Raw genomic sequence first — 19058 nt, 5'->3', positions numbered from 1 at the left:
ACGCCTCCGGATCAGCGGGCTTCGGCGCTGTCTTGCGACACGCCGAAGTCCTCGGGAAAGTGGTTGATGGCGCTCATCACCGGATAGGGGGTCATGCCGCCGAGGGCACAGAGCGAGGCGCCGAGCATGGTGTCGCAGAGGCTCTTGAGCAGCTCGATACGGCCCGGCTGCGGGCCTTCGGAGCGGGCGACTATGATCTGCGCCAGCAGCTCCTCGCCGCGGGTCGAGCCGATGCGGCAGGGTGTGCACTTGCCGCAGGACTCCACCGCGCAGAACTCCATGGCGTAACGGGCCATGTCGGCCATGTCCACCGTGTCGTCGAACACCACGATGCCGCCGTGGCCGAGCACCGCGCCGAGGGCGGCGAAGGCCTCGTAGTCCAGCGGCGTGTCGAACTGCGACTCGGGCAGGTAGGCGCCGAGCGGGCCGCCGACCTGTACCGCGCGGATCGGCCGGCCGCTGGCCGAGCCGCCGCCGTACTCGTAGAGCAGCTCGCGCAGGGTGATGCCGAAAGCCTTCTCGATCAGGCCGCCACGGGCGATGTTGCCAGTCAGCTGGATCGGCAGGGTGCCGAGCGAGCGGCCCATGCCGTAATCCCTGTAATAGGCGCCGCCCTTGTCGAGGATGATCGGCACCGAGGCCAGCGAGATCACGTTGTTGATCACCGTCGGCTGGCCGAACAGGCCCTCGATGGCCGGCAGCGGCGGCTTCGGCCGCACGGTGCCGCGCTTGCCCTCGATGCTTTCCAGCAGCGCGGTTTCCTCGCCGCAGATATAGGCCCCGGCGCCGCGGCGCAGCTCCAGATGGAAGGCCTTGCCGCTGCCGAGCAGGTCGTCGCCCAGGTAGCCGGCGGCCGTGGCGCGGGCGATGGCCTCGAGCAGCACTGCCTCGGCGTGCGGGTATTCCGAGCGCAGGTAGATGTAGCCCTTGGTAGCCCCAACGGCCAGGCCGGCGATGCACATGCCCTCGATCAGCACGTAGGGGTCGTCTTCCATCACCATGCGGTCGGAAAAGGTGCCCGAGTCGCCTTCGTCGGCGTTGCAGACGATGTACTTCTGCTGGGCCTGGCAGCCGAGCACGGTGCGCCACTTGATGCCGGTGGGGAAGGCCGCGCCGCCACGGCCGCGCAGGCCGGACTCGGTGACCTCGGCGACTATCGCCTCGGGCGTCATGCCGAGGGCGCGTTTGAGGCCACGGTAGCCATCGTGGGCAATGTAGTCCTCCAGCGACAGCGGGTCGGTGATGCCGATGCGGGCGAAGGTCAGGCGCTCCTGGCGCTTGAGGTAGTCGATTTCCTCGGTCAAGCCCTGGCCCAGCGCATGCGCCTTGCCTTCGAGGAAACCGGCGTCGAACAGCCCGGCGACGTCGCGGGCCTTGACCGGCCCATAAGCGACGCGGCCGGCCGGGGTGGCGACCTCGACCAGCGGCTCGAGCCAGAACAGCCCGCGCGAGCCGTTGCGCACCAGTTGCACCTCGATACCCCGCGCCGCGGCCTCGGCGACTATGGCCTGGGCCACCTTGTCGGCGCCCAGGCTGAGCGCGGTGGCGTCGCGCGGGACGAAGACCTTGATCGACTCGCTCATGCGCGTGCCTCCTGTTCGGCCAGCAGCGCCAGCAGTTCATCGGCATCGACACGGCCGTGCAGCTCGCCGCCCAGCATGGCGTTCGGCGCACAGGCGCAGTTGCCCAGGCAGTACACCGGCTCGAAGCTGAGGCTGCCGTCCGCGCGGGTCTCGCCCAGCGGCAGGCCGAGTTTCTCCTCGAGCTCGGCGGTCAGCGCCTTGACCCCCATCGACTGGCAGGCCTCGGCCTGGCACAGCTTGAGCACCTGGCGACCGGGCGGCGTGGCGCGAAAATCGTGGTAGAAGCTGACCACCCCATGTACCTCGGCGCGCGACAGGCAGAGGTCCTCGGCGATCAGCGGCAGCAGCTCGGGCGGTACGGCGCCGAGGCGGTCCTGGATGTCGTGGAGGATCGGCAACAGGGCGCCGGGCTGGCCGCGGTGGGCGGCCAGCACCTCGCGGGCGACGGCCTGGCACTGCTCGGGGGCGAAGCGCTGGGGAAGAACAGCCATATTCGATGCTCCAGCCGGCGGAGGTCGCCGGTACTGTCGGGGAGATAATCCGCGCCAGTCACGGCTGCTGGTCGGCTTATCCCAAGCGAAGCCTTTTGGCTCGCCATATATGAAGTAAAGTTCTTATACTCGGACGCAAAACGCCCATGCACGGCAAACTAACATGGGAAATTGGCCACACAAATATGAAGTATTGAACATATGATCCGTATCGATATCCAGCCGCGCTGGCGTTTCCACCAGCGCGACGGCAGCAGCCTCGACCCGCAGGGGCTGGAATTGCTGCAGGCGGTACACGACACCGGCAAGCTGACCGAGGCCGCCGCCCGCGTCGGCTATTCCTACCGCCATGCCTGGAACCTCTTGGGCAAGTGGCAGGCGTTCTTCGGCAGCCCGCTGATCGAGCTGGAACGCGGCAAGGGCGCGCGCCTGGCGCCGCTGGGGGAGAAGCTGCTGTGGGCCGACCAGCGCATCCGCGCGCGGCTGTCGCCGCAGCTGGACAACCTGGCCGGCGAGCTGGAGCTGGAGCTGAACCGGGTGCTGCAGGCCAGCAACCCCGGCCTGCGCATCCATGCCAGCCACGGTTTCGCCGTGGCGGCGCTGCGCGAGTGGCTGGAGCGCGACCCCAGCTGGCAGTGGGAGGTGCAGTTTCGCAGCGGCAGCGAGGCGATCATCGCCCTGCATCGCCACGACTGCGAGGTGGCCGGCCTGCACGTGCCGGCCGGGCCGCTCGGCGCGCTGAGCATGGCCCGCATCCAGCCCTGGCTGCGCCCCGACCAGCGGGTGATCACCTTCGTCGTGCGCACCCAGGGGCTGATGCTCGCCCCCGGCAACCCGCACGGCGTGCGCGGCCTGGCGGACCTGGCGCGCGGCGAGCTGCGCTTCGTCAACCGCGAGCCCGGTTCGGGCACCCGCCTGCTGCTGCAGGACCTGCTGCAGCGCGACGGCCTGGACAGCGCGGCGATCAGCGGTTTTCACAACGAGGAGTTCACCCACGCGGCGGTGGCCGCCTACGTCGCCAGCGGCATGGCCGACGCCGGCTTCGGCGTCGAGGCGGCGGCGCGCCGCTTCGGCCTGGATTTCATCCCCATGGCCCGCGAGCACTATTGCCTGCTGTGCCGCGAGGACAGCCTCGAGCTGCCGGCCATGGCCGCCCTGCTGCGGGTGCTGCAGAACCCGGAGTTCCAGGCGCGCATCGGCCAACTGCCCGGCTACGCCCTCAGCCGCCCCGGCGAGGTGCTGCCGCTGACCCAGGCGCTGGAGCAGTGGGGCCGCGAGAGCCTGCTGTGAGCGCCACCCCTGCGCCCGTTTGGCGAAACCGTGAACCAGTTCCACAACCAGACCAGTGGCCGACGGGAGGTCGGGAACCCGGCATGGGCGCCGCAGGTCAATGGAGCAACTCTCGCCGCAAGGCGGCTCTGTCATCGAGGTGTTCATGAAGTCACTGCAGTTGCTCCTCCTCTCCCTCGGCCTGACCAGCGGCAGTTTCGCCCTAGCCGGCAATACCGAAGCTGGTATTGGCGGCGCACTGGGCGGCGTCGTAGGTGCCATGGTCGGCCAACAGGTCGGCGGCAGCACCGGCGCGGCGGTCGGCGCCGGTATCGGCGGCGCGGCCGGCAGCGCGGTCGGCGCGGATCGGCGCAGCCGCACCGAAGCCGCCATCGGTGGCGCCCTGGGCGCGGCCGGCGGCAACGTGATCGGCCAGCAGGTCGGCGGCAACACCGGCGGCCTGGTCGGCGCGGCGGTGGGCGGCGGCGCCGGCGGCGCGCTGGGCAACCATTTGGGCAACACCAGCTACCGCGACGACCGCCACGGCTATCGCGACGTGCATCATCACCACCACTACCACGGCAAGCGGAAGCACAAGAAGCACTGGCATCGTCATCACTGACGAACGCTGAGCACCCAGGGCTCATGGCGACGGCCGAAGGCGACTTCGACCTGCACCTTGGGCCCTGTTTCGTCATGGCCCCGCGGCCAGCCGCGAAACAGCTCGCGGTAGGCGCGGGGCAGGCTCAAGCGAGCGCCGTCCAGGCGGATACTGGCACCGTAATCCGCCTGCGCGCCGTGCCGATAGGGCTCGATCCGCCCGGACAGCAGCACCAGGCGTCGCCGATCTGGCCAGCGCCGACGCAGCGCCTCGGCATCCACGCCCGCATCCACCAGCATCAGCCGACTGGCCTGCTGCTCCTCGTATTGCAGCTGGCGGCGGCGTTCGTCGCGCTGGCGCTGCAGCTCCTGGTTGTCCGGTGCCGCCTGCAGGGCGCTTTCGGCGGCCTGCAGGGCCTGGCGCGCGCCGTCCAGCTGGCGGCGATAAGCCGGGCCGTCCAACTCCAGCACCAGCCAGACCCTGCGCGGCAACTGACGGCTTAGCGGCCGCTCGAGGTCCTCGGCACTGAAGCCCAGTTCGTCCAGCTTGGCCGCGTCCAGCCAGGGCAGCCGCGCATTGCCGGCCGCATGGCGCCAGCTCAGCCGCAGACGCAGCCCGCTGTTCTCCTCGCCGCGCAACAGGGCATCGGACACCGGCTCCAGCTCGCGCGGGCTCAGCGTCAGGCGCGCCTCGGGCTCGCCGCTGCGGTTGTACCAGACGCCGCCGAGGGCGACCGCGTTGCTCAGCAGGATCAAGCCCAGGCCCAGCCACAGCGCGCGGTTCATGCCGCACCGTCCTGGGCGCTACGCCGCCAGCGTTGCAGCAGCACCAGCAACAGCAGGGCGATCAGCCCGAGCAGGAGGAAGAACAGGTAGCGCGGCAGCAGCTGCCACCACCAGTCGAACAGCTTGGCGAACAGCATGAGCAGGGCGAAGACCAGGCCGCCGTTGACCACCTCGCCCCAGCCGCGGCGGATGCCGAGCCAGACCGCCAGGCCCGCCAGGACGAAGCCCAGCACCTGGTAAAAGGCCTCGACGCCACGCACCGGCCAGTCGAGGTAGCTGGCCTCGCCCCAGTAGGACAGCAGCAATACCGGGCCGAGCAGGTAAAGCAGGCCCAGCGCCCGATAACAGGCGGCAAACCCCGGGTAGCGGCGCTGGTCGAGCCATTGCGGCAGCAACAGCAGCAGCGCCAGCGGCATGAAGTGCTCCGGCCGCTGGCCCAGCGCCCACCAGTGCCAGCCGGCCCAGTCGCTCAGCCGCGCGGCGACGAACAGCCCCAGGCACAGCAGCGCCGCCACCAGCAGCAGGCGCTGGCGCACCGAGTAGGCCAGCAGCAGGGCCAGCGCAGCCCAGGGCAGCAGGACATTGGGCGAGGGGGTGATATTGAAGATCTGCCCGAGCAGCGTCAGGTTGAGCACGAAGCAGACGAACGCCAGCACGGCCGCCAGTTTGGCGTAGTAACCCGAGGCGTCGCGGCGCTGCAGCCAGAAGCACAGCGCCAGGCTGCCCAGGCTGCTGCCGAGCAGGATGGCGACCTGGGCCGCGGCGTCGAACAGGCCCCAGAACTGGTAGAACAAAAAGAACAATCCGGCCGCCAGAGCCAGCGCGCCGAACAGCGAGGCCAGGCGCATGCCCAGCGACAGCTGGCGGGCGCGGACATCGGCGTCGATATCCAGGGTCTGCCGGTAATGCGTCAGCAATTGCCGATGATGGGCGGCGACCGCCTGTTCCTGCACCTCGCTCAGCTGCAGCACTTGCTCGCGACGCAGCTCGGCCAGCTCCTCGGCGAAGGCGGCGATGCGCGCGGCGCGTTGCTGCGCCTGCTCGCGCTCGAGATCGGACATGGACACTACCTGGCAGATGACTGCCCACAGCCTAGCAGGCTGCTCGATCCTGGCGAACCCGGACTAGGCCACCAGCAGGCGTTCCAGCGCCGCGCGCAGGGCCGGCGGAATCGGTACTGGGCGATTGCTCGCACGGTCGACGAACACATGGACGAAGCGCCCGGCGGCGCACGCCTGCTCCTCGCCAGCCTTGAAGATCGCCAACTCGTACTGCACCGAGCTGTTGCCCACCTTGCCGACGCGCAGGCCGACCTCGATGGCGTCGGGGAAGGCGATGGAGGCGAAGTAGTCGCAGCTGGAGCTGACAACGAAGCCCACCACCTCGCCGTCATGAATATCCAGGCCACCTTCGGCGATCAGGTAGGCATTCACCGCGCTGTCGAAGTAGCTGTAGTAGGTCACGTTGTTGACGTGGCCGTAGATGTCGTTGTCGTGCCAGCGCGTGGTGATCGGCTGGAAGTGGCGGTAGTCGCCACGCAGGTGTTGGGGTTGGTTCATCGATGATCCTTGGGTTGGAATCTCGGCTTAAGCCCCTCCCACAAAGCTTGCGGATCTGTGCGAGGGGCTTTAGCCGCGACCTGAATCAGTAAGCAGCCTGATAAATGGCCAGCGCCTGCTGCTCGTTCATCTCGCGCGGATTGTTCACCAGCAGACGCTGCTGCAGCATGGCGTCCGCCGCCAGCGTGGGCAACATGGCCTCGCTCACTCCGGCGTCGCGCAACCGGGTCGGCAGGCCGCTGCGCTGACTGAAGCCGGCCAGGGCCTCGATCAACTGCTCGGTCTGCGCCGCCGCACTGCCGGCCCGCAACTGCTCGCCCAGTACCAGCGGCGCCAGCTCGGCGTAAAGCGGCGCAGCCACCGGCGCATTGAAAGTCAGCACCTGCGGCAGCACCAGGGCATTGGACAGCCCATGAGGAATGTGGAAATGCCCGCCCAGGGGATAGGCCAGCGCATGCACCGCCGCCACCGGCGCGTTGGCGAAGGCCTGTCCGGCCAGGCAGGCGCCGAGCAGCATGGCCTGACGCGCCTCGCGGTTGCTGCCGTTGCGCACTACCTCATCGAGATTGGCTGCCAGCAGACGCAGGGCTTCGCGCGCCAGCAGGTCGGAAAGCGGGTTCTTCTTCAGCGCGCTGGTGTAGGCCTCGATGGCATGCACCATGGCGTCGATGCCGGTGGCGGCGGTGACCGCCGCTGGCAGACCAAGGGTCAGGTCGGCATCGAGCAAAGCCAGATCCGGCAGCAGCAGCGGCGAAACCACGCCCATCTTGGTGGTCTCGCCGGTGGTGACGATGGCGATCGGCGTCACCTCGGAGCCGGTTCCGGCGGTGGTCGGCACCTGGATCAGCGGCAAACGCCGACCGCGGGCATTGCCCACGCCATAGATCTCGTTCAGCGCCTGGCCGCAGTCGGGATGCGCCAACAAGGCCACCAGCTTGGCCACGTCCATCGAGCTGCCGCCGCCGAAACCGACCACCAGCTCCGCCTGCAGCTCACGGGCCTGGGCCACGGCGGCCAGCACCACGGCCTCGGGCGGGTCGGCCAGCACCTGGTCGAACACCTGCACGCCCATGCCGGCGCGGGCGAAGCCCGGCAGCAAGGGTTCCAGCATGCCGAGACGGGTGATGCCGGGATCGGTGACGATCAGCACGCGCTGTGCGCCGCGCTCGCGGCACAGTTCGGCCAGACGCAGGCTGGCGCCGGATTCGCAGAGGATCTGCGCGGTGGTGGCGAAGCTGAAGGGATGCATGGGGTGCTCCTCTTGTTGTAGCCCGGATCAAATCCGGGACCGGTCAGGCAAATTTCCCGGATTGCATCCGGGCTACGCCGCTGCGCCCGTAGGAGCCGGCTTGCCGGCGATCACAACCGGCATCGCCGGCAAGCCGGCTCCCACGGACGTCTGCGCTAAAAGGCGAAACTGCCTTCATCCATGGCCATCAAACAATCCGCCCCGCCCAGCAAAGCCTCGCGATGCGCACTGGCGCGCGGCAGCACACGGCGCAGATAGAAATCGGCGCTGTGCAGCTTGGCCTGGTAGAACGCCGCCTCGCCGCTGCCCGCCTCCAGCGCATCCTGCGCCCGCGCCGCGGCTTGCAGCCAGAAACCGGCGAGCAGCACATAAGCCGAGTACTGGAGGAAATCCACCGAAGTGGCGCCGATCTCCTGCGGGTCGCGCTGACAGGCGGCAATCACTTCTGTGCTTAGCTCGCGCCATTCGCCCAGGCGGGCCTGCACCACGCTAGCCATCTGAGCCAGGGCCGGTCGATCCGCCCCGGCATCGCACAGCTGGCTGAACTCGGCCTGCAGTGCGGACAACTCCGCACCACCGTCGCCGAGCAATTTACGGCGGATATAGTCCAGCGCCTGAATGCCGTTGGTGCCTTCATAGAGCTGGGTGATGCGACTGTCGCGCATCAGTTGCTCCATGCCCCACTCGCGGATGAAGCCATGCCCGCCATAGACCTGTACGCCATGGCTGGCCACTTCCTGGCCCATGTCGGTGAAGAACGCCTTGACGATAGGGATCAGCAGCGCCGCGCGCTTGCCGGCCGCCTGGCGCGCCTCGGCCGACTCGGCGCCATGCTCCAGGTCGAGCTGGCGCGCGGTGTAGGCGGCGAGCATGCGGCTGCCCTCGACCAGGGTCTTCTGCGTCAGCAGCATGCGCCGCACATCGGGGTGAACGATGATCGGATCGGCCACCTTGTCCGGCGCCTGCGCGCCCGCCAGACCACGCGACTGCAGGCGTTCACGGGCGTAGCGCAGCGCACCCTGGAAGGCTGCCTCGCCTATCCCCAAGCCCTGCAGGCCGACCTGAAAGCGCGCGTCGTTCATCATGGTGAACATGCAGGCCAGGCCCTGGTTGGCTTCGCCTACCAACCAGCCGGTGGCGCCGTCGAAGTTCATCACGCAGGTGGAGGCACCCCTGATGCCCATCTTGTGCTCGATAGCGCCACACGACAGCGTGTTGCGTTCACCCGGTGTGCCGTCGGCGGCAGCGATAAATTTCGGCACCAGCAGCAATGAAATGCCCTTCACGCCAGCAGGCGCATCCGGCAGGCGCGCCAGCACCAGATGGATGATGTTTTCGGAGATGTCCTGCTCGCCGCCGCTGATAAAGATCTTGCTGCCGCTGACGCGGTAGCTACCGTCGGCCTGCGGCTCGGCGCGGGTGCGCAGCAGCGCCAGGTCGGTGCCGGCCTGCGGCTCGGTCAGACACATGGTGCCAGTCCACTGGCCACTGACCAGCTTGCCCAGGTACTGCTGCTTCAGCGTTTCGCTGCCGTGCTTGTGCAGCGCCAGCACGGCGCCCTCGGTAAGCCCGGAGTAGACGCGGAAGGATAGCGAGGCGCCCATCAGCATTTCGTGGAAGGCAAAGGCCACCAGCTGCGGGAAGCCCTGGCCGCCATATTCCACCGGCCCGGTCATGCTCGCCCAGCCGTTGTCCACGTATTGCCGGTAGGCCTCGGCAAAGCCCTTGGGCGTGCTGACCTGGCCATTCTCCAGGTGGCAGCCCTCCTCATCGCTGTTGCGATTGAGCGGCGCGACCTCGCCTGCGGCGAAGGCCGCAGCTTCCTCCAGCACGCCGTCGATCAGCTCGCGATCCAGGCCGCTGCCCAGGCGCCCGCAGTGGCCGGCGGCGTCGAACAGTTCGTGCAGCACGAAGCGCATATCGCGCAATGGCGCCTGATAGCTCATACCCGGCCCTCCTGTACGTCGGAGAATCGCTTGTTCTGACTGACCAGCCGCTCGATCAGCGCCGCCGGCTGCCAGTGCGCGCCGAAACGCTCGGTCAGTTGCAGCAGGCGCCGATGAATCGCCGCGACACCCTCGCCGTCGGCCCACGCCATGGGGCCGCCGCGCTCGTCGGGAAAGCCGTAGCCGTTGAGGTACACCAGATCGATGTCGCGGCTGTTGGCGGCGATGTTCTCCTCGAGAATCTTCGCCCCCTCGTTGACCAGCGCCAGCAGGCAGCGCTCGAGAATTTCCTCGGTGCCGATATCGCGGCGGGTGAAGCCCAGGCGTACGGCCTCGGCCTGCACCAGCGCGTCCACCTCGGGATCGTGCTCGGCCTGGCGGCTGCCGGGTGCATAGCGGTAATAACCCTGGCCGCTCTTCTGGCCGAAGCGACCCAGCTCGCACAGGCGGTTGTCCACCTGCACCGCCGGGTCGTCCTGGCCCTGGCCGGCCAGCTCGCGGGCGCGCCATTCCAGGTCGATGCCGACCACGTCGTACATGCGAAACGGCCCCATGGCGAGGCCGAAGCCCTGCAGCGCCGCATCCACCTGCTGCGGCCAGGCGCCCTCGAGCAGCAGCATGCGCGCCTCGCGCACGTAGGTATGCAGCATGCGGTTGCCGATAAAGCCGTGGCAGTTGCCGGCCACCACCGCCACCTTGCCCATGCGCTCGCCCAGCTCCTGCGCGGCCTGCAGCACGGCCGGCGCGGTCTTGCCGCCACGCACGATCTCCAGCAGCTTCATGATGTGCGCCGGGCTGAAGAAGTGCAGGCCCAGCACGGCTTCCGGCCGCGCGGTGACGGCGGCGATGGCATCGATATCCAGCGCCGAGGTATTGCTGGCGAGGATGGCGCCGGGCTTCATCACCGCGTCCAGCTCGCGGAAAATGCGTTGCTTGAGCTCGAGATTCTCGTACACCGCCTCGATCACCAGATCGGCGTCGGCCAGCGCCGCGTAGCCGTCCACCGCCTCGACCCGCGCCCGCCGCGCTGCGGCCTCGGCCGCATCGATACGGCCCTTGGCGACGTTGTGCGCCCAGGTGTCCGCGGCCATCGCCAGGCCCTGCTCGACCATCTGCGGGTTGTTGTCCAGCCACAGCACACGCAGGCCGGCATTGGCCAGGCTGATGACGATGCCGCGGCCCATGGTGCCGGCGCCGATCACGGCGGCACAGCGAAGCGGCGAGACGACTTGAGTCATTGTTGTTCCTCTCGGGTACGCAGGAAAAAGCTTGGGTCACCATAAGCAAGCCGCTACTATTTTTGAAATTTAGTCTTGTGATACGACGTATTCAGTAGATGAATTTCACCAACTTCGATCTCAACCTGCTGCGCGTGCTCGACGCCCTGCTGCGCGAGCAGAACGTCTCGCGCGCCGCCGAACGCCTGGCGCTGAGCCAGCCGGCGGTGAGCAATGCCCTGGGGCGTCTGCGCGAACTGCTCGGCGACCCGCTGCTGGTGCGCGTCGGCCGGCGCATGCAGCCCACACCGCGGGCGCTGGCGCTGGAGGCGCCGATCCGCAGCGCACTGCGTCAGCTGGAGCAGAGCCTGAGCGCCGGCGAGACCTTCGAGCCAGGCGAGAGCCGCCAGCGCTTTCGCATTGCCGTCACCGATTACGTCGAGCTGGTGTGCATGCCGCGCCTGCTCGACCGCCTCAGCCAGAAGGCGCCGGGCATCGGCATCGACATCCGCCACCTCAGCCCCAGCCTGCCGATGGAGGCGTTGGACAAGGGCGAGCTGGACCTGGTGCTGGGCCGTTTCGACGAGATGCCGGCGCGTTTCGCCCGTCGCCACTGGATGAGCGAGACGCTCAAGCTGGCGGTGCGCCGCGAGCATCCGCGGCTGCGCCAGGGCAGCCTGGATCTGGAGACCTTCCTGCGCCTGCGCCACCTCTGGGTGCACGGCGGGCAGACCCGCGGCATGGTCGATCAGTGGCTGGGCGAGCAGGGCCTGTCGCGGCAGATCTTCTACACCACGCCGAACTACCTGCAGGCGGCGCACATAGTTGCCGGCAGCGAGCTGGCGGCGGTGCTGCCCACCGCCCTGGCCCGGCATTTCGCCACCCTGCTGCCGCTTGAGCTGTTCGACCTGCCCTTCGCCTTGGGCCCCTTCCACCTGGAGATCGTCAGCCTGGCGCAACGTCAGCGCGACGCCGCGCTGCAGTGGCTGATCGGGGAAATCCTCGCGGTGGCCGAGTAGGTTGGGCTGAGGAACCCGCGACCAAGCCCAACGGCGCCGGCGCCATCACCACCGCCCGCTGTGCTCGGCACCAACCTGGCGATCCGCGCGGCTGCCCAGGTACCAGCCGAGCGCGCTCCATAGCGCCGCACAGAGTGCGCCGACCAGCGCCACCAGCCAGGCGCCGTGGCCGAGCAGGTCCAGCCCGGCCTTGGCCCAGCCGCTCAGCGCATCGCCGCCGCGATAGACCACTGTGTCGATAAAGTTCTTCGCCTTGTACTTGCTCTCGGCGTCCAGCGGGGCGAAGAGCATCTCGCGCCCCGGCCGGACGAAGGCGTATTCGCCGATGCGCCGCACTATCATCAGCGCCGCCAGCACGGCGAAGGTCGGCACCAGCGCCAGGCCGAGAAAACCCAGGCAGACCAGCGCCGGCACGGCGGACAGCAGCACGCGCACGCCGAGCCGCTGCGCCACCCGCCCGGTGACGAACAGCTGCGCGGTCAGCGCGCCGGCCTGCACGAGGAAATCGATCACGCCGAATACCCGCACCTGCGCGGCGCGATCCGGGAACAATTCGGCCACCAGACGCGCCTGCTCGAAGTAGAGGAAGGTGCTGACCGAGGTCAGCAGCAGGACGAAGGCGGCGATGCCCAGCAGATAGCGCGAGCCCAGCACCCGGGTCAGACCGCTGAAGGGATTGCCCGGCACCGGCCGCCGCGGGCTTTCGCTGGGCGTCGCGCCGGGGCGGCCGGCGCCGGCGCGTGCGCGCCAGGCCATCAGGTAGCGCTTGAGCGCCATGGCCGCGCCGAGCAGCAGCGCGGCCAGCAGCATCAGCCCGGCCTCACCCAGCGCGCCGATCAGCAGCGCGCTCAGCAAAGGGCCGCACAGCCCGCCGACGCTGGCCCCGGCGGCGATAAAGGCGAACAGCCGGCGCGCCTGGGCGCCGTCGAACACGTCGGCCATCAGGCTCCAGGCCACCGAGATGACGAACAGGTTGTAGACCGAGATCCACACATAGAACACCCGCGCCAGCCAGACGCTGCCGTGATCGAGGCGAAACAGCAGGACGAAAACCAGCAGGTTGAGGCCGAAGAAGCCGTACACCCAGTCGATGAAATGGATGCGCGGCACCCTGGAGTTGAGCCAGGCCAGCAGCGGCACCGCCAGCAGCATGGCGACGAAGGTGGCGCTGAACAGCCACTGCAGGTTCTCTACCCCGCCGGCGATGCCCATGGCCTCGCGAATCGGCCGCAACATGAAGTAGCCGGCGAACAGGCAGAAGAACAAGGCGAAGCCGGCCAGCACCGCGACCAGCTCCTGCGCCTCGGCATTGATCGCCCGCGCCAGGCGCCGCTCGAGCGCCGTCATCTCAGGCGAACAGCTCGGCGATGCGCTTACGCTGCGCCGCGTCGGGCAGGCGGCCCTGGCCGGCCAGCAGGTTGTCGGCCATGTAGCGCGGGTTGGAGGTGGCCGGAATCACCGCGGTCACCGCCGGGTGGGCGAGGATGTACTTGAGCATCAGCTGCGCCCAGGAGCTGGCGTCCAGCTCCACCGCGGCCCAGTCCGGCAGCGCCTGGCCGCGCACCCGGTCGAACAGGGCGGCGCGCTGGAACGGCCGGTTGATCAGGGTGGCGATGCCCTTGTCGGCGCAGTAGGGCAGCAGCTCGCGCTCGGCGTTGCGCTCGCCGATGGAGTAGTTGAACTGAACGAAATCCACCGGTTCGCGGCGCAGCACCTCGAGCAGGCGCTCGTGGGCCGAGTCGAGATAGTGGGTGATGCCGATATAGCGCACCCGCCCCTGTTGCTTCAGCTCGCGCAGCAGGCCGAGCTGGGTGGCGGTGTCCTGCAGGTTGTGCACCTGCACCAGGTCGAGGATGTCGGTCTTGAGCGCGGCAAAGCTCTCCGCCAGCTGGCGCTCGCCGGCCGCGCGACCGCTCGACGATACCTTGGTGGCGAGAAACAGCTTGCTGCGCAGCTCGTCCTCGGCCGCCAGCGCGCCGCACACCGCCTCGGCGCGGCCGTAGCTGGGCGCGGTGTCGATCAGGCTGGCGCCGCCGTTGACCAGGGTTCGTAGCACCTCGCGCAGCGGCGCCAGCGCCGCCTCGTTCAGGGCCACGTCGTGGGTGCGCGAAGTGCCCAGGCCGATCACCGGCAGCAGCTCGCCGCTGCTGGGAATCTGGCGCTGCAACAGGCTGCCGGCGGCGAATGCACCGGCGGGCAGCCAGGGCGTCAACGCGGTCAGCGCGGCGAGGCTGGCGCTGTGCTGGAGAAAGCGGCGGCGACTGGGCATGGCGTGGCTCCTCTGTGACGGGACGAACGCAGTCCGTTCGTTATAGGCACAGACGCCGCGCAGACCAAGGCGTTGCCGGGCGCGGGAGGGCAGGTGCAGGGAAACGCAAAAGGGCTACAGGCCCCTGTTCAGGGAGGCGCAGAGGCGAACGGGCGGGCAGCGGATGCAATATCCGGTAACCAAAAGCCCCGCCGCGCCAAGGGGGGAAAGGCGGCGCAGCGGTTGGGAAAAATGCGCGGGACGGCTCAGGCGGCCCGGCTGGTGGACTCGCTGATCAGCATGCCGTGGGATACCGGGTAGCAGCGGTGACCGTTCTGCAGGGTCAGCGGGCTGCGGCTGGCAATGACCCAGCCCTTGTTCAGCAGTTGCTCGATATGGGCCCGCAGGGCGGGCAGGTGACGCTGTTCCTTCATGGCCGAGTCCTTCTCAGGCGGGTTTGGCGCAAGGCAAAGTGCCATGACGCCAAGGGATTCATCCGTGACACAGTCGGCAAAAGTGTAGTGGCGCAGTGCCAGGCCGTTAAGCCGCGAAACGGCGTCAATCGCTGTAGGAAAATCGCCATGGACGGCGCCGTTCAGGAGGTCGCCAGCGCCTCGTCCTGCGCGGCGCTCGGCTGGGAAAACTGCAGGTAGCCGTCCTCCAGCTTGCCGTAGCGCAGCAGCGCCTGGCTCGCGAAGCCATCGCCGGGGAAGCGCGCAAGCGCGCCTGAACCTGGTCGGCCAGCGCGGGCGAGGCCCGGGCCGGCGTCCCCAGCGCATCGACCCGCCCGCGCCTGCCTAATCCGGCTGTCCCGGCTGCAGCGGGCCGATGCGGTAGGGGCGCATCATCTCGTTGTCCTCGTGTTCGACGATGTGGCAGTGCCAGACGAACTGGCCCGGCGTGTTGAACTGCGCCCGCAGGCGGGTGACCTGGCCGGGATAGGCAATCACGGTGTCCTTGAAACCGGTCTCCCAGGGCTCGGCCGGGGTCGGCAGCGAGCCGGGGGCGAGCTGGATCGTCTCGGCCTGCTCGTCGACGAAGATATCCTGCCGATCGATGACTTCGAACGCGACCTCGTGGATATGCATCGGGTGGGCGTCGCCGGTGGCGTTGTACAGCTCCCAGACCTCGGTCGCGCCCAGGGCCGGGTTCTCGCTGACCGGCTCCATCCACAGGCGCTTGTTCCAGGCGGCCGGGGCCTCGCCCGGATCGCCCGCCAGGGTGCCGAGCAACGCTTCGGCCGGCGCGTCGGCGAAGAACGCCGACATCTCCTCGAGCAGCACCAGTGGGCGGGTGACGCTTGCCTCTGGCAGCGGCATGATCGCCGGCAACTGCAGGAACTGCGGTGGCGTGCTCGGATCGACCGCCAGCGCCGGCACCACGCGCAACTGCATGATCTGGCCGGTGCTGTCCGGGTCGGCGATATCGAAGTCGACATCCGGCTCGCCGCCGCCGAAGGGCTCGTCCGGACCGACATTGGCCAGCACATAGTTGCCCGGCGGCACCTGGCTGAAATCGACAATCAGGTCGACCCGCTCGGCCAGGCCCATCAGCAGGCGATTGCCGTGGTCGGCCGTGAGATTGACCGGCGCGGCGAGGAAGCCGCCCTCGTTGCCTATCTGCCAGACCTCCACCCCGGGGATGGCGTTGAAGTCGAGGATCAGGAAGCGCGACTGGCAGCCGTTGAGCAGGCGCAGGCGGTAGCGCACCTGTTCGACGGTGTGGAAGGGCCAGGTACTGCCGTTGACCATCAGCATGTTGCCAAAGAACTCGGGGTTCCACAGCGGCGCGATGTCGCTGTCGGGAATGAAGGGGCCGGCGATCTCGTCGAAGAAGGCGCGGGAATCCGGGTAGAACAGCGAGCCGTCGGCGTTGAAGGAACGGTCCTGGATCGCCAGGGGGATCTCGTAGTAGGTCTTGTTCGGCGGAAACTTGTCGTTCTCCCTGGGGGCCGGCCCCGGCAGCAGCGCCGGCGTGCCGAAGCGCGTGTCGAGCAGCGCGGCGTCGCCGGCAGGGCCGCCACGGATGATGTAAAACCCGGCCGGCCCGGCATAGACGTTCAGCCGGGTCATGCCCAGGCTGTGGTCGTGGTACCAGAGGGTCGAGGCGCGGTTGAGGTTGGGGTACTGGCAGGTGGCGAAGCCCGGCCCCCAGGTCGCGCCAAATTTCTGCTGCGCCTTGCCGGCGAAGAACTGGTACCAACGGCCTTCGCGGGCGTAATCGGCGGGGATGTCGCTGGCATCGGGCAGGTACCAGGCCTCGGCATAACCGTCGCTCTCGTCGCCGACGCCGACCGCGCCGTGCACGTGGGTGACCATGGGCACCGGCCCGGTGTAGGGCGCGGGCGTGCTGCCGAAACTCGGGCGCGTGTCGCGGCCGGCGCTGCCTCCGGGCGGGTTGGCCCAGTGCAGGGTCGGGTCGACCGGCAGCAGGTGCGGGAGGAAGTTGCCAGCGTCATCCTTGAGGTCATTGATCCACTTGACCCGCACCGGGGTGTTCCAGCTGGCTTCGATGGTCAGCGAGGGGGCGTTGTGCAGCAGCAAGCCTCTTCTGCCGGCGGCCGCGACCGCGCCATAGCCCCAGACCTTGGTGGCGGGCAGGCCCGCGGGGAGTATCTGCTGGCTGAACTGCCTCAGCGCGACCTCGTAGTAGTCGACCCGCTTGCCGCCCATCTGGATGAATCGCGCCGCCTTGGGCATCACCGGCGGAATCAGCAGCGGCGTCTGGAACTTGGCGACCAGGGCCGGATCCAGCGAGCCGCCGGGAATCTGCGCGATCGCCACCGGCACGCCGAAGCGGTTGACCGCGAACAGGGTGAGGACGGTACCGCCGGTGTATTTCAGGAACGTACGTCGTGTGAACATGATGCGAACCTCTACCCGTCAAATTGCCTGAACTGCCGCTTGGGCCGTCCATCAATTCGTCGAAGGCATCCACCCGATCAGGTTGCACACGACACACTGCTGCACGACGTCCCTTGTCCCACTTGAGCCACCGCCTTACCTGAAGACCACCCGCATGAACGCGATGCTGTTCGAGAAGTACTGCGACATGGACGACAAATCGGCTGGCTGAAATCACTTCGCCAGCAAATGAAGCTTAGCTACGCCGTTACACAGCGGCGTTCCGCTGGTCGCCTGCAACCGCCAGGCAAAGCCCCAGGCCGATTTGCGCCAGAATGATCCTTGCCTGCTCTGCCAACCGTGGCGCAAGGGTGTCGATATGCTGCTGGAAACCTGGGAACTGCTGTCCTACATCGTCACCGTGGTGGCCCTGCCGTTCACGATCGCGGTGTTTCTTCTTCGAGCAGCGCAAGGAGCGAAGACACCTGGCAGCAGATCTCCGACGCCTACCTCGACTTTCTCGAGGTGGTGCTGGCCAACCCGGATCTGAAGCTGCGCAGCCAACCGGCCACCCCCGACCTGAGCGACGAGCAACGCGAGCGCATGCTGCTGATCTTCGACATGCTCATCCCGCTGTTCGAGCGCGCCTACCTGCTGGTGTACGACCAGCGCATGGACGCGAAGAGGCGCCGGCGCTGGCATTCCTGGGACGACTACATGCGCGAGTGGAGTCAGCGGGAGGACTTCCGCGCACGCCTGCCGGAACTGCTGCGCGGCGAGGATCCGGACTTTGCCGCCTACCTCCGGTGCAGGAGGCCGACGCCGGGCATTAGCCCGGGCAGAACTGACGACTGGCAGTGCGAGCCTTCACCGATCAGCATGCCGTGCATGACCAGGCAGGTGTGCGGCCGCTGCGCAACTTGAGAGGGTTGCGATCGATGATCTCCCAGCCCTCGCGGAGCATCTGGTCGATGTGCGCCCGCAGCGCGGGGAGTTTTCGCTGTTCCTTTCTGGCTATTCATGGTCGAGTCCTTTCGTCCGGTGGCAGCACCCATGCGATGGGGCTGTCAGGTCCCATCCGTGCTGTGCGTCGCAGACGCATAACAGGCTATCTGCCAGCACGTCAGCCGGGTCGCAGGCTTTTCCCTGCGACCGGAGGCCGCGCTGTGCGGGTTCCCATGTCCGCGGGCGCCAGGCCGACGCGAGGAGCCTGTCGGACTTAACGCTGTTCTACTGCGAAAAAGCCCTTCTTCATGGGTAGATGGGCCATTTTTGCTGCTCTTTCTCGTTAATGGGCATGCCGCGAGAGGCCCCCCGAATGATCAAAGCCTTCGCGGCATTCCCGCCTCCCTCATCCGGCGCTGCGCGCCACCCGCATTCGCCACATCCCTGTACCTCACCCTGCGGGCGGCTTGCGCCGTGCCAATCGGCGATACTGCCGATTGGTCTCCCGGGGAGAGAAGGAAAAGGAGGGCGTCGCTGGGCGACTTTCACGCTAAATAGCTAGCCATTCGCGGGGTGGCCCCCGCCTCGAAAGACCAACAAAACTGCACGGGGGGTCACCCCCGCAAACCGAAATGTCGGACCACGGCCTTTCCCTCGCTACGAACGGTCAAGTCCGACAGGCGCCTGGGCATCACTCCCGGCCGCGGGCTTCCTGCCTGGCCAGGAACTCTTCCTGGAGCAAGGCCTCGGTGATATGGGCGGGCTCTTCGCTGAAACGCGGATCGTCGAGATGCCCGGTCGACACGGCCTTGACCTCGAGTCGGCCGACCAGGTGCTCGAGGGCGTGCCGCATCTTCTCGGCGGCGCCGTCCACGGCGAGGTCCAGCGATGCCGCCCTGTGGGTGACCGAGATGGCTTGATGGCCCTTGGGGCGCGCCTCGATGTGGCAACGCTTGTCGTCGACACCGGCCTTGCTGCCGTTCTCGTCGGTGAGGTGAACCTCGATGCGGGTGAGGAACTCGTCGAAGCGCTCCAGGCGCTCCGTCAAGGTCGCACTGACCCAATCCTGCAGCCGGGCACTTCCTTCGATATGGTTGCTGTTCACTTGAACCTGCATAAGGTGCCTCACTTCTTCCGGTCTAGAACTTCCTGAGGGCATAGATCGCAGAGACGGGGCGATTTGTCGATGCCTGGACGAGAAACAATCGGCTCCTCGTGCAGCTCGCCGACGCCGCGCTGCGGGTCTGCATCGACGCCGGCGCGCCAGGACGCGCGCACGCGAAGAGCCCGCCGGGCGCAGTGC

The 19058-nt window shown here is 68.1% G+C and carries 17 protein-coding genes; 4 read left to right on the top strand and 13 right to left on the bottom strand.

All coding sequences use genetic code 11. The features are described from left to right. Nucleotides 1-11 precede the first annotated feature (11 nt). Nucleotides 12-1583 carry an NADH-quinone oxidoreductase subunit NuoF gene (locus tag EA796_RS16090; protein WP_122109333.1) on the bottom strand — a complete coding sequence of 524 codons (1572 nt, stop codon included), beginning with the start codon at nucleotides 1581-1583 and terminating at the stop codon, nucleotides 12-14. Continuing rightward, nucleotides 1580-2074, bottom strand: coding sequence for a formate dehydrogenase subunit gamma (locus tag EA796_RS16085; RefSeq protein WP_122109332.1), 495 nt, complete (start codon nucleotides 2072-2074; stop codon nucleotides 1580-1582). Before EA796_RS16085 ends, EA796_RS16090 begins: the two co-directional genes overlap by 4 nt. A 201-nt stretch (nucleotides 2075-2275) precedes the next feature. Here EA796_RS16085 and EA796_RS16080 point away from each other — a divergent pair, with 201 nt between their 5' ends. Both EA796_RS16080 and EA796_RS16075 read left to right on the top strand, forming a co-directional pair. Beyond that, complete coding sequence (locus EA796_RS16080; RefSeq protein ID WP_122109331.1) at nucleotides 2276-3364, top strand: substrate-binding domain-containing protein; 1089 nt, start codon at nucleotides 2276-2278, stop codon at nucleotides 3362-3364. Between the two features lie 145 nt (nucleotides 3365-3509). After that, nucleotides 3510-3965, top strand: coding sequence for a YMGG-like glycine zipper-containing protein (locus EA796_RS16075; protein ID WP_122109391.1), 456 nt, complete (start codon nucleotides 3510-3512; stop codon nucleotides 3963-3965). Here the strand turns inward: EA796_RS16075 and EA796_RS16070 are convergent. From EA796_RS16070 to EA796_RS16045, 6 genes are all read right to left on the bottom strand, one after another. Next, entirely contained in the window at nucleotides 3959-4729 is a 771-nt protein-coding gene (locus EA796_RS16070) for a DUF4824 family protein (protein ID WP_122109330.1), read from the bottom strand. The two genes, EA796_RS16075 and EA796_RS16070, sit on opposite strands and share 7 nt — an antisense overlap. Next, nucleotides 4726-5790 carry a DUF2157 domain-containing protein gene (locus tag EA796_RS16065; RefSeq protein ID WP_122109329.1) on the bottom strand — a complete coding sequence of 355 codons (1065 nt, stop codon included), beginning with the start codon at nucleotides 5788-5790 and terminating at the stop codon, nucleotides 4726-4728. The genes EA796_RS16070 and EA796_RS16065 overlap by 4 nt, the downstream gene beginning before the upstream one ends. A gap of 63 nt (nucleotides 5791-5853) precedes the next feature. Next, a complete protein-coding gene (locus tag EA796_RS16060; RefSeq protein WP_122109328.1) occupies nucleotides 5854-6288 on the bottom strand; it encodes a thioesterase family protein in 435 nt (144 codons plus the stop codon). Nucleotides 6289-6373: 85 nt separating this feature from the next. Continuing rightward, on the bottom strand, nucleotides 6374-7537 hold the full coding sequence (locus EA796_RS16055) for an iron-containing alcohol dehydrogenase (RefSeq protein WP_122109327.1): 1164 nt from the start codon (nucleotides 7535-7537) through the stop codon (nucleotides 6374-6376). Nucleotides 7538-7692: 155 nt separating this feature from the next. Next, complete coding sequence (locus EA796_RS16050; protein WP_122109326.1) at nucleotides 7693-9483, bottom strand: acyl-CoA dehydrogenase C-terminal domain-containing protein; 1791 nt, start codon at nucleotides 9481-9483, stop codon at nucleotides 7693-7695. Beyond that, nucleotides 9480-10721, bottom strand: a complete 1242-nt coding sequence (locus EA796_RS16045) for a 3-hydroxyacyl-CoA dehydrogenase (RefSeq protein WP_122109325.1) — start codon at nucleotides 10719-10721, stop codon at nucleotides 9480-9482. Before EA796_RS16045 ends, EA796_RS16050 begins: the two co-directional genes overlap by 4 nt. A 98-nt stretch (nucleotides 10722-10819) precedes the next feature. On the opposite strand from EA796_RS16045, the gene EA796_RS16040 reads away from it, so the two are divergent. Beyond that, on the top strand, nucleotides 10820-11719 hold the full coding sequence (locus EA796_RS16040; protein WP_122109324.1) for a LysR family transcriptional regulator: 900 nt from the start codon (nucleotides 10820-10822) through the stop codon (nucleotides 11717-11719). A 45-nt stretch (nucleotides 11720-11764) separates the two neighbouring features. Here the strand turns inward: EA796_RS16040 and EA796_RS16035 are convergent, their stop codons facing one another. From EA796_RS16035 to EA796_RS16025, 4 genes are all read right to left on the bottom strand, one after another. Continuing rightward, nucleotides 11765-13066, bottom strand: a complete 1302-nt coding sequence (locus tag EA796_RS16035; RefSeq protein ID WP_122109323.1) for an NTP/NDP exchange transporter — start codon at nucleotides 13064-13066, stop codon at nucleotides 11765-11767. Nucleotide 13067: 1 nt separating this feature from the next. Beyond that, nucleotides 13068-13988 carry an aldo/keto reductase gene (locus EA796_RS16030; protein ID WP_122109322.1) on the bottom strand — a complete coding sequence of 307 codons (921 nt, stop codon included), beginning with the start codon at nucleotides 13986-13988 and terminating at the stop codon, nucleotides 13068-13070. A gap of 245 nt (nucleotides 13989-14233) precedes the next feature. Then, a complete protein-coding gene (locus tag EA796_RS23305) occupies nucleotides 14234-14401 on the bottom strand; it encodes a hypothetical protein (protein ID WP_178082569.1) in 168 nt (55 codons plus the stop codon). A gap of 363 nt (nucleotides 14402-14764) precedes the next feature. After that, complete coding sequence (locus EA796_RS16025; RefSeq protein WP_122109321.1) at nucleotides 14765-16831, bottom strand: multicopper oxidase family protein; 2067 nt, start codon at nucleotides 16829-16831, stop codon at nucleotides 14765-14767. Nucleotides 16832-17152: 321 nt separating this feature from the next. Here EA796_RS16025 and EA796_RS16020 point away from each other — a divergent pair, with 321 nt between their 5' ends. Beyond that, the gene (locus EA796_RS16020; protein ID WP_218567638.1) at nucleotides 17153-17734 is read left to right on the top strand and encodes a hypothetical protein; all 582 of its coding nucleotides are present in this window, start codon (nucleotides 17153-17155) and stop codon (nucleotides 17732-17734) included. A gap of 712 nt (nucleotides 17735-18446) precedes the next feature. Here EA796_RS16020 and EA796_RS16015 read toward each other — a convergent pair. After that, complete coding sequence (locus EA796_RS16015) at nucleotides 18447-18872, bottom strand: HPF/RaiA family ribosome-associated protein (RefSeq protein WP_122109320.1); 426 nt, start codon at nucleotides 18870-18872, stop codon at nucleotides 18447-18449. Nucleotides 18873-19058 lie beyond the last annotated feature (186 nt).

Origin of the sequence: Pseudomonas sp. AOB-7, from assembly GCF_003696305.1 — a bacterium.
GTDB lineage: Bacteria > Pseudomonadota > Gammaproteobacteria > Pseudomonadales > Pseudomonadaceae > Aquipseudomonas.
The sequence above is the reverse complement of the archived record's forward strand: the minus strand, read 5'-3'. Positions and strand labels throughout refer to the sequence as shown.

Excerpts from the sequence above, each read along its gene's own strand:
- EA796_RS16080 (WP_122109331.1), top strand. The coding sequence starts at position 2,276 with ATGATCCGTATCGATATCCAGCCGCGCTGGCGTTTCCACCAGCGCGAC.
- EA796_RS23305 (WP_178082569.1), bottom strand. The coding sequence starts at position 14,401 with ATGAAGGAACAGCGTCACCTGCCCGCCCTGCGGGCCCATATCGAGCAA.
- EA796_RS16075 (WP_122109391.1), top strand. The coding sequence starts at position 3,510 with ATGAAGTCACTGCAGTTGCTCCTCCTCTCCCTCGGCCTGACCAGCGGC.
- EA796_RS16045 (WP_122109325.1), bottom strand. The coding sequence starts at position 10,721 with ATGACTCAAGTCGTCTCGCCGCTTCGCTGTGCCGCCGTGATCGGCGCC.
- EA796_RS16060 (WP_122109328.1), bottom strand. The coding sequence starts at position 6,288 with ATGAACCAACCCCAACACCTGCGTGGCGACTACCGCCACTTCCAGCCG.
- EA796_RS16085 (WP_122109332.1), bottom strand. The coding sequence starts at position 2,074 with ATGGCTGTTCTTCCCCAGCGCTTCGCCCCCGAGCAGTGCCAGGCCGTC.
- EA796_RS16035 (WP_122109323.1), bottom strand. The coding sequence starts at position 13,066 with ATGACGGCGCTCGAGCGGCGCCTGGCGCGGGCGATCAATGCCGAGGCG.
- EA796_RS16030 (WP_122109322.1), bottom strand. The coding sequence starts at position 13,988 with ATGCCCAGTCGCCGCCGCTTTCTCCAGCACAGCGCCAGCCTCGCCGCG.
- EA796_RS16015 (WP_122109320.1), bottom strand. The coding sequence starts at position 18,872 with ATGCAGGTTCAAGTGAACAGCAACCATATCGAAGGAAGTGCCCGGCTG.
- EA796_RS16065 (WP_122109329.1), bottom strand. The coding sequence starts at position 5,790 with ATGTCCGATCTCGAGCGCGAGCAGGCGCAGCAACGCGCCGCGCGCATC.
- EA796_RS16070 (WP_122109330.1), bottom strand. The coding sequence starts at position 4,729 with ATGAACCGCGCGCTGTGGCTGGGCCTGGGCTTGATCCTGCTGAGCAAC.
- EA796_RS16050 (WP_122109326.1), bottom strand. The coding sequence starts at position 9,483 with ATGAGCTATCAGGCGCCATTGCGCGATATGCGCTTCGTGCTGCACGAA.
- EA796_RS16040 (WP_122109324.1), top strand. The coding sequence starts at position 10,820 with ATGAATTTCACCAACTTCGATCTCAACCTGCTGCGCGTGCTCGACGCC.
- EA796_RS16025 (WP_122109321.1), bottom strand. The coding sequence starts at position 16,831 with ATGTTCACACGACGTACGTTCCTGAAATACACCGGCGGTACCGTCCTC.
- EA796_RS16055 (WP_122109327.1), bottom strand. The coding sequence starts at position 7,537 with ATGCATCCCTTCAGCTTCGCCACCACCGCGCAGATCCTCTGCGAATCC.
- EA796_RS16090 (WP_122109333.1), bottom strand. The coding sequence starts at position 1,583 with ATGAGCGAGTCGATCAAGGTCTTCGTCCCGCGCGACGCCACCGCGCTC.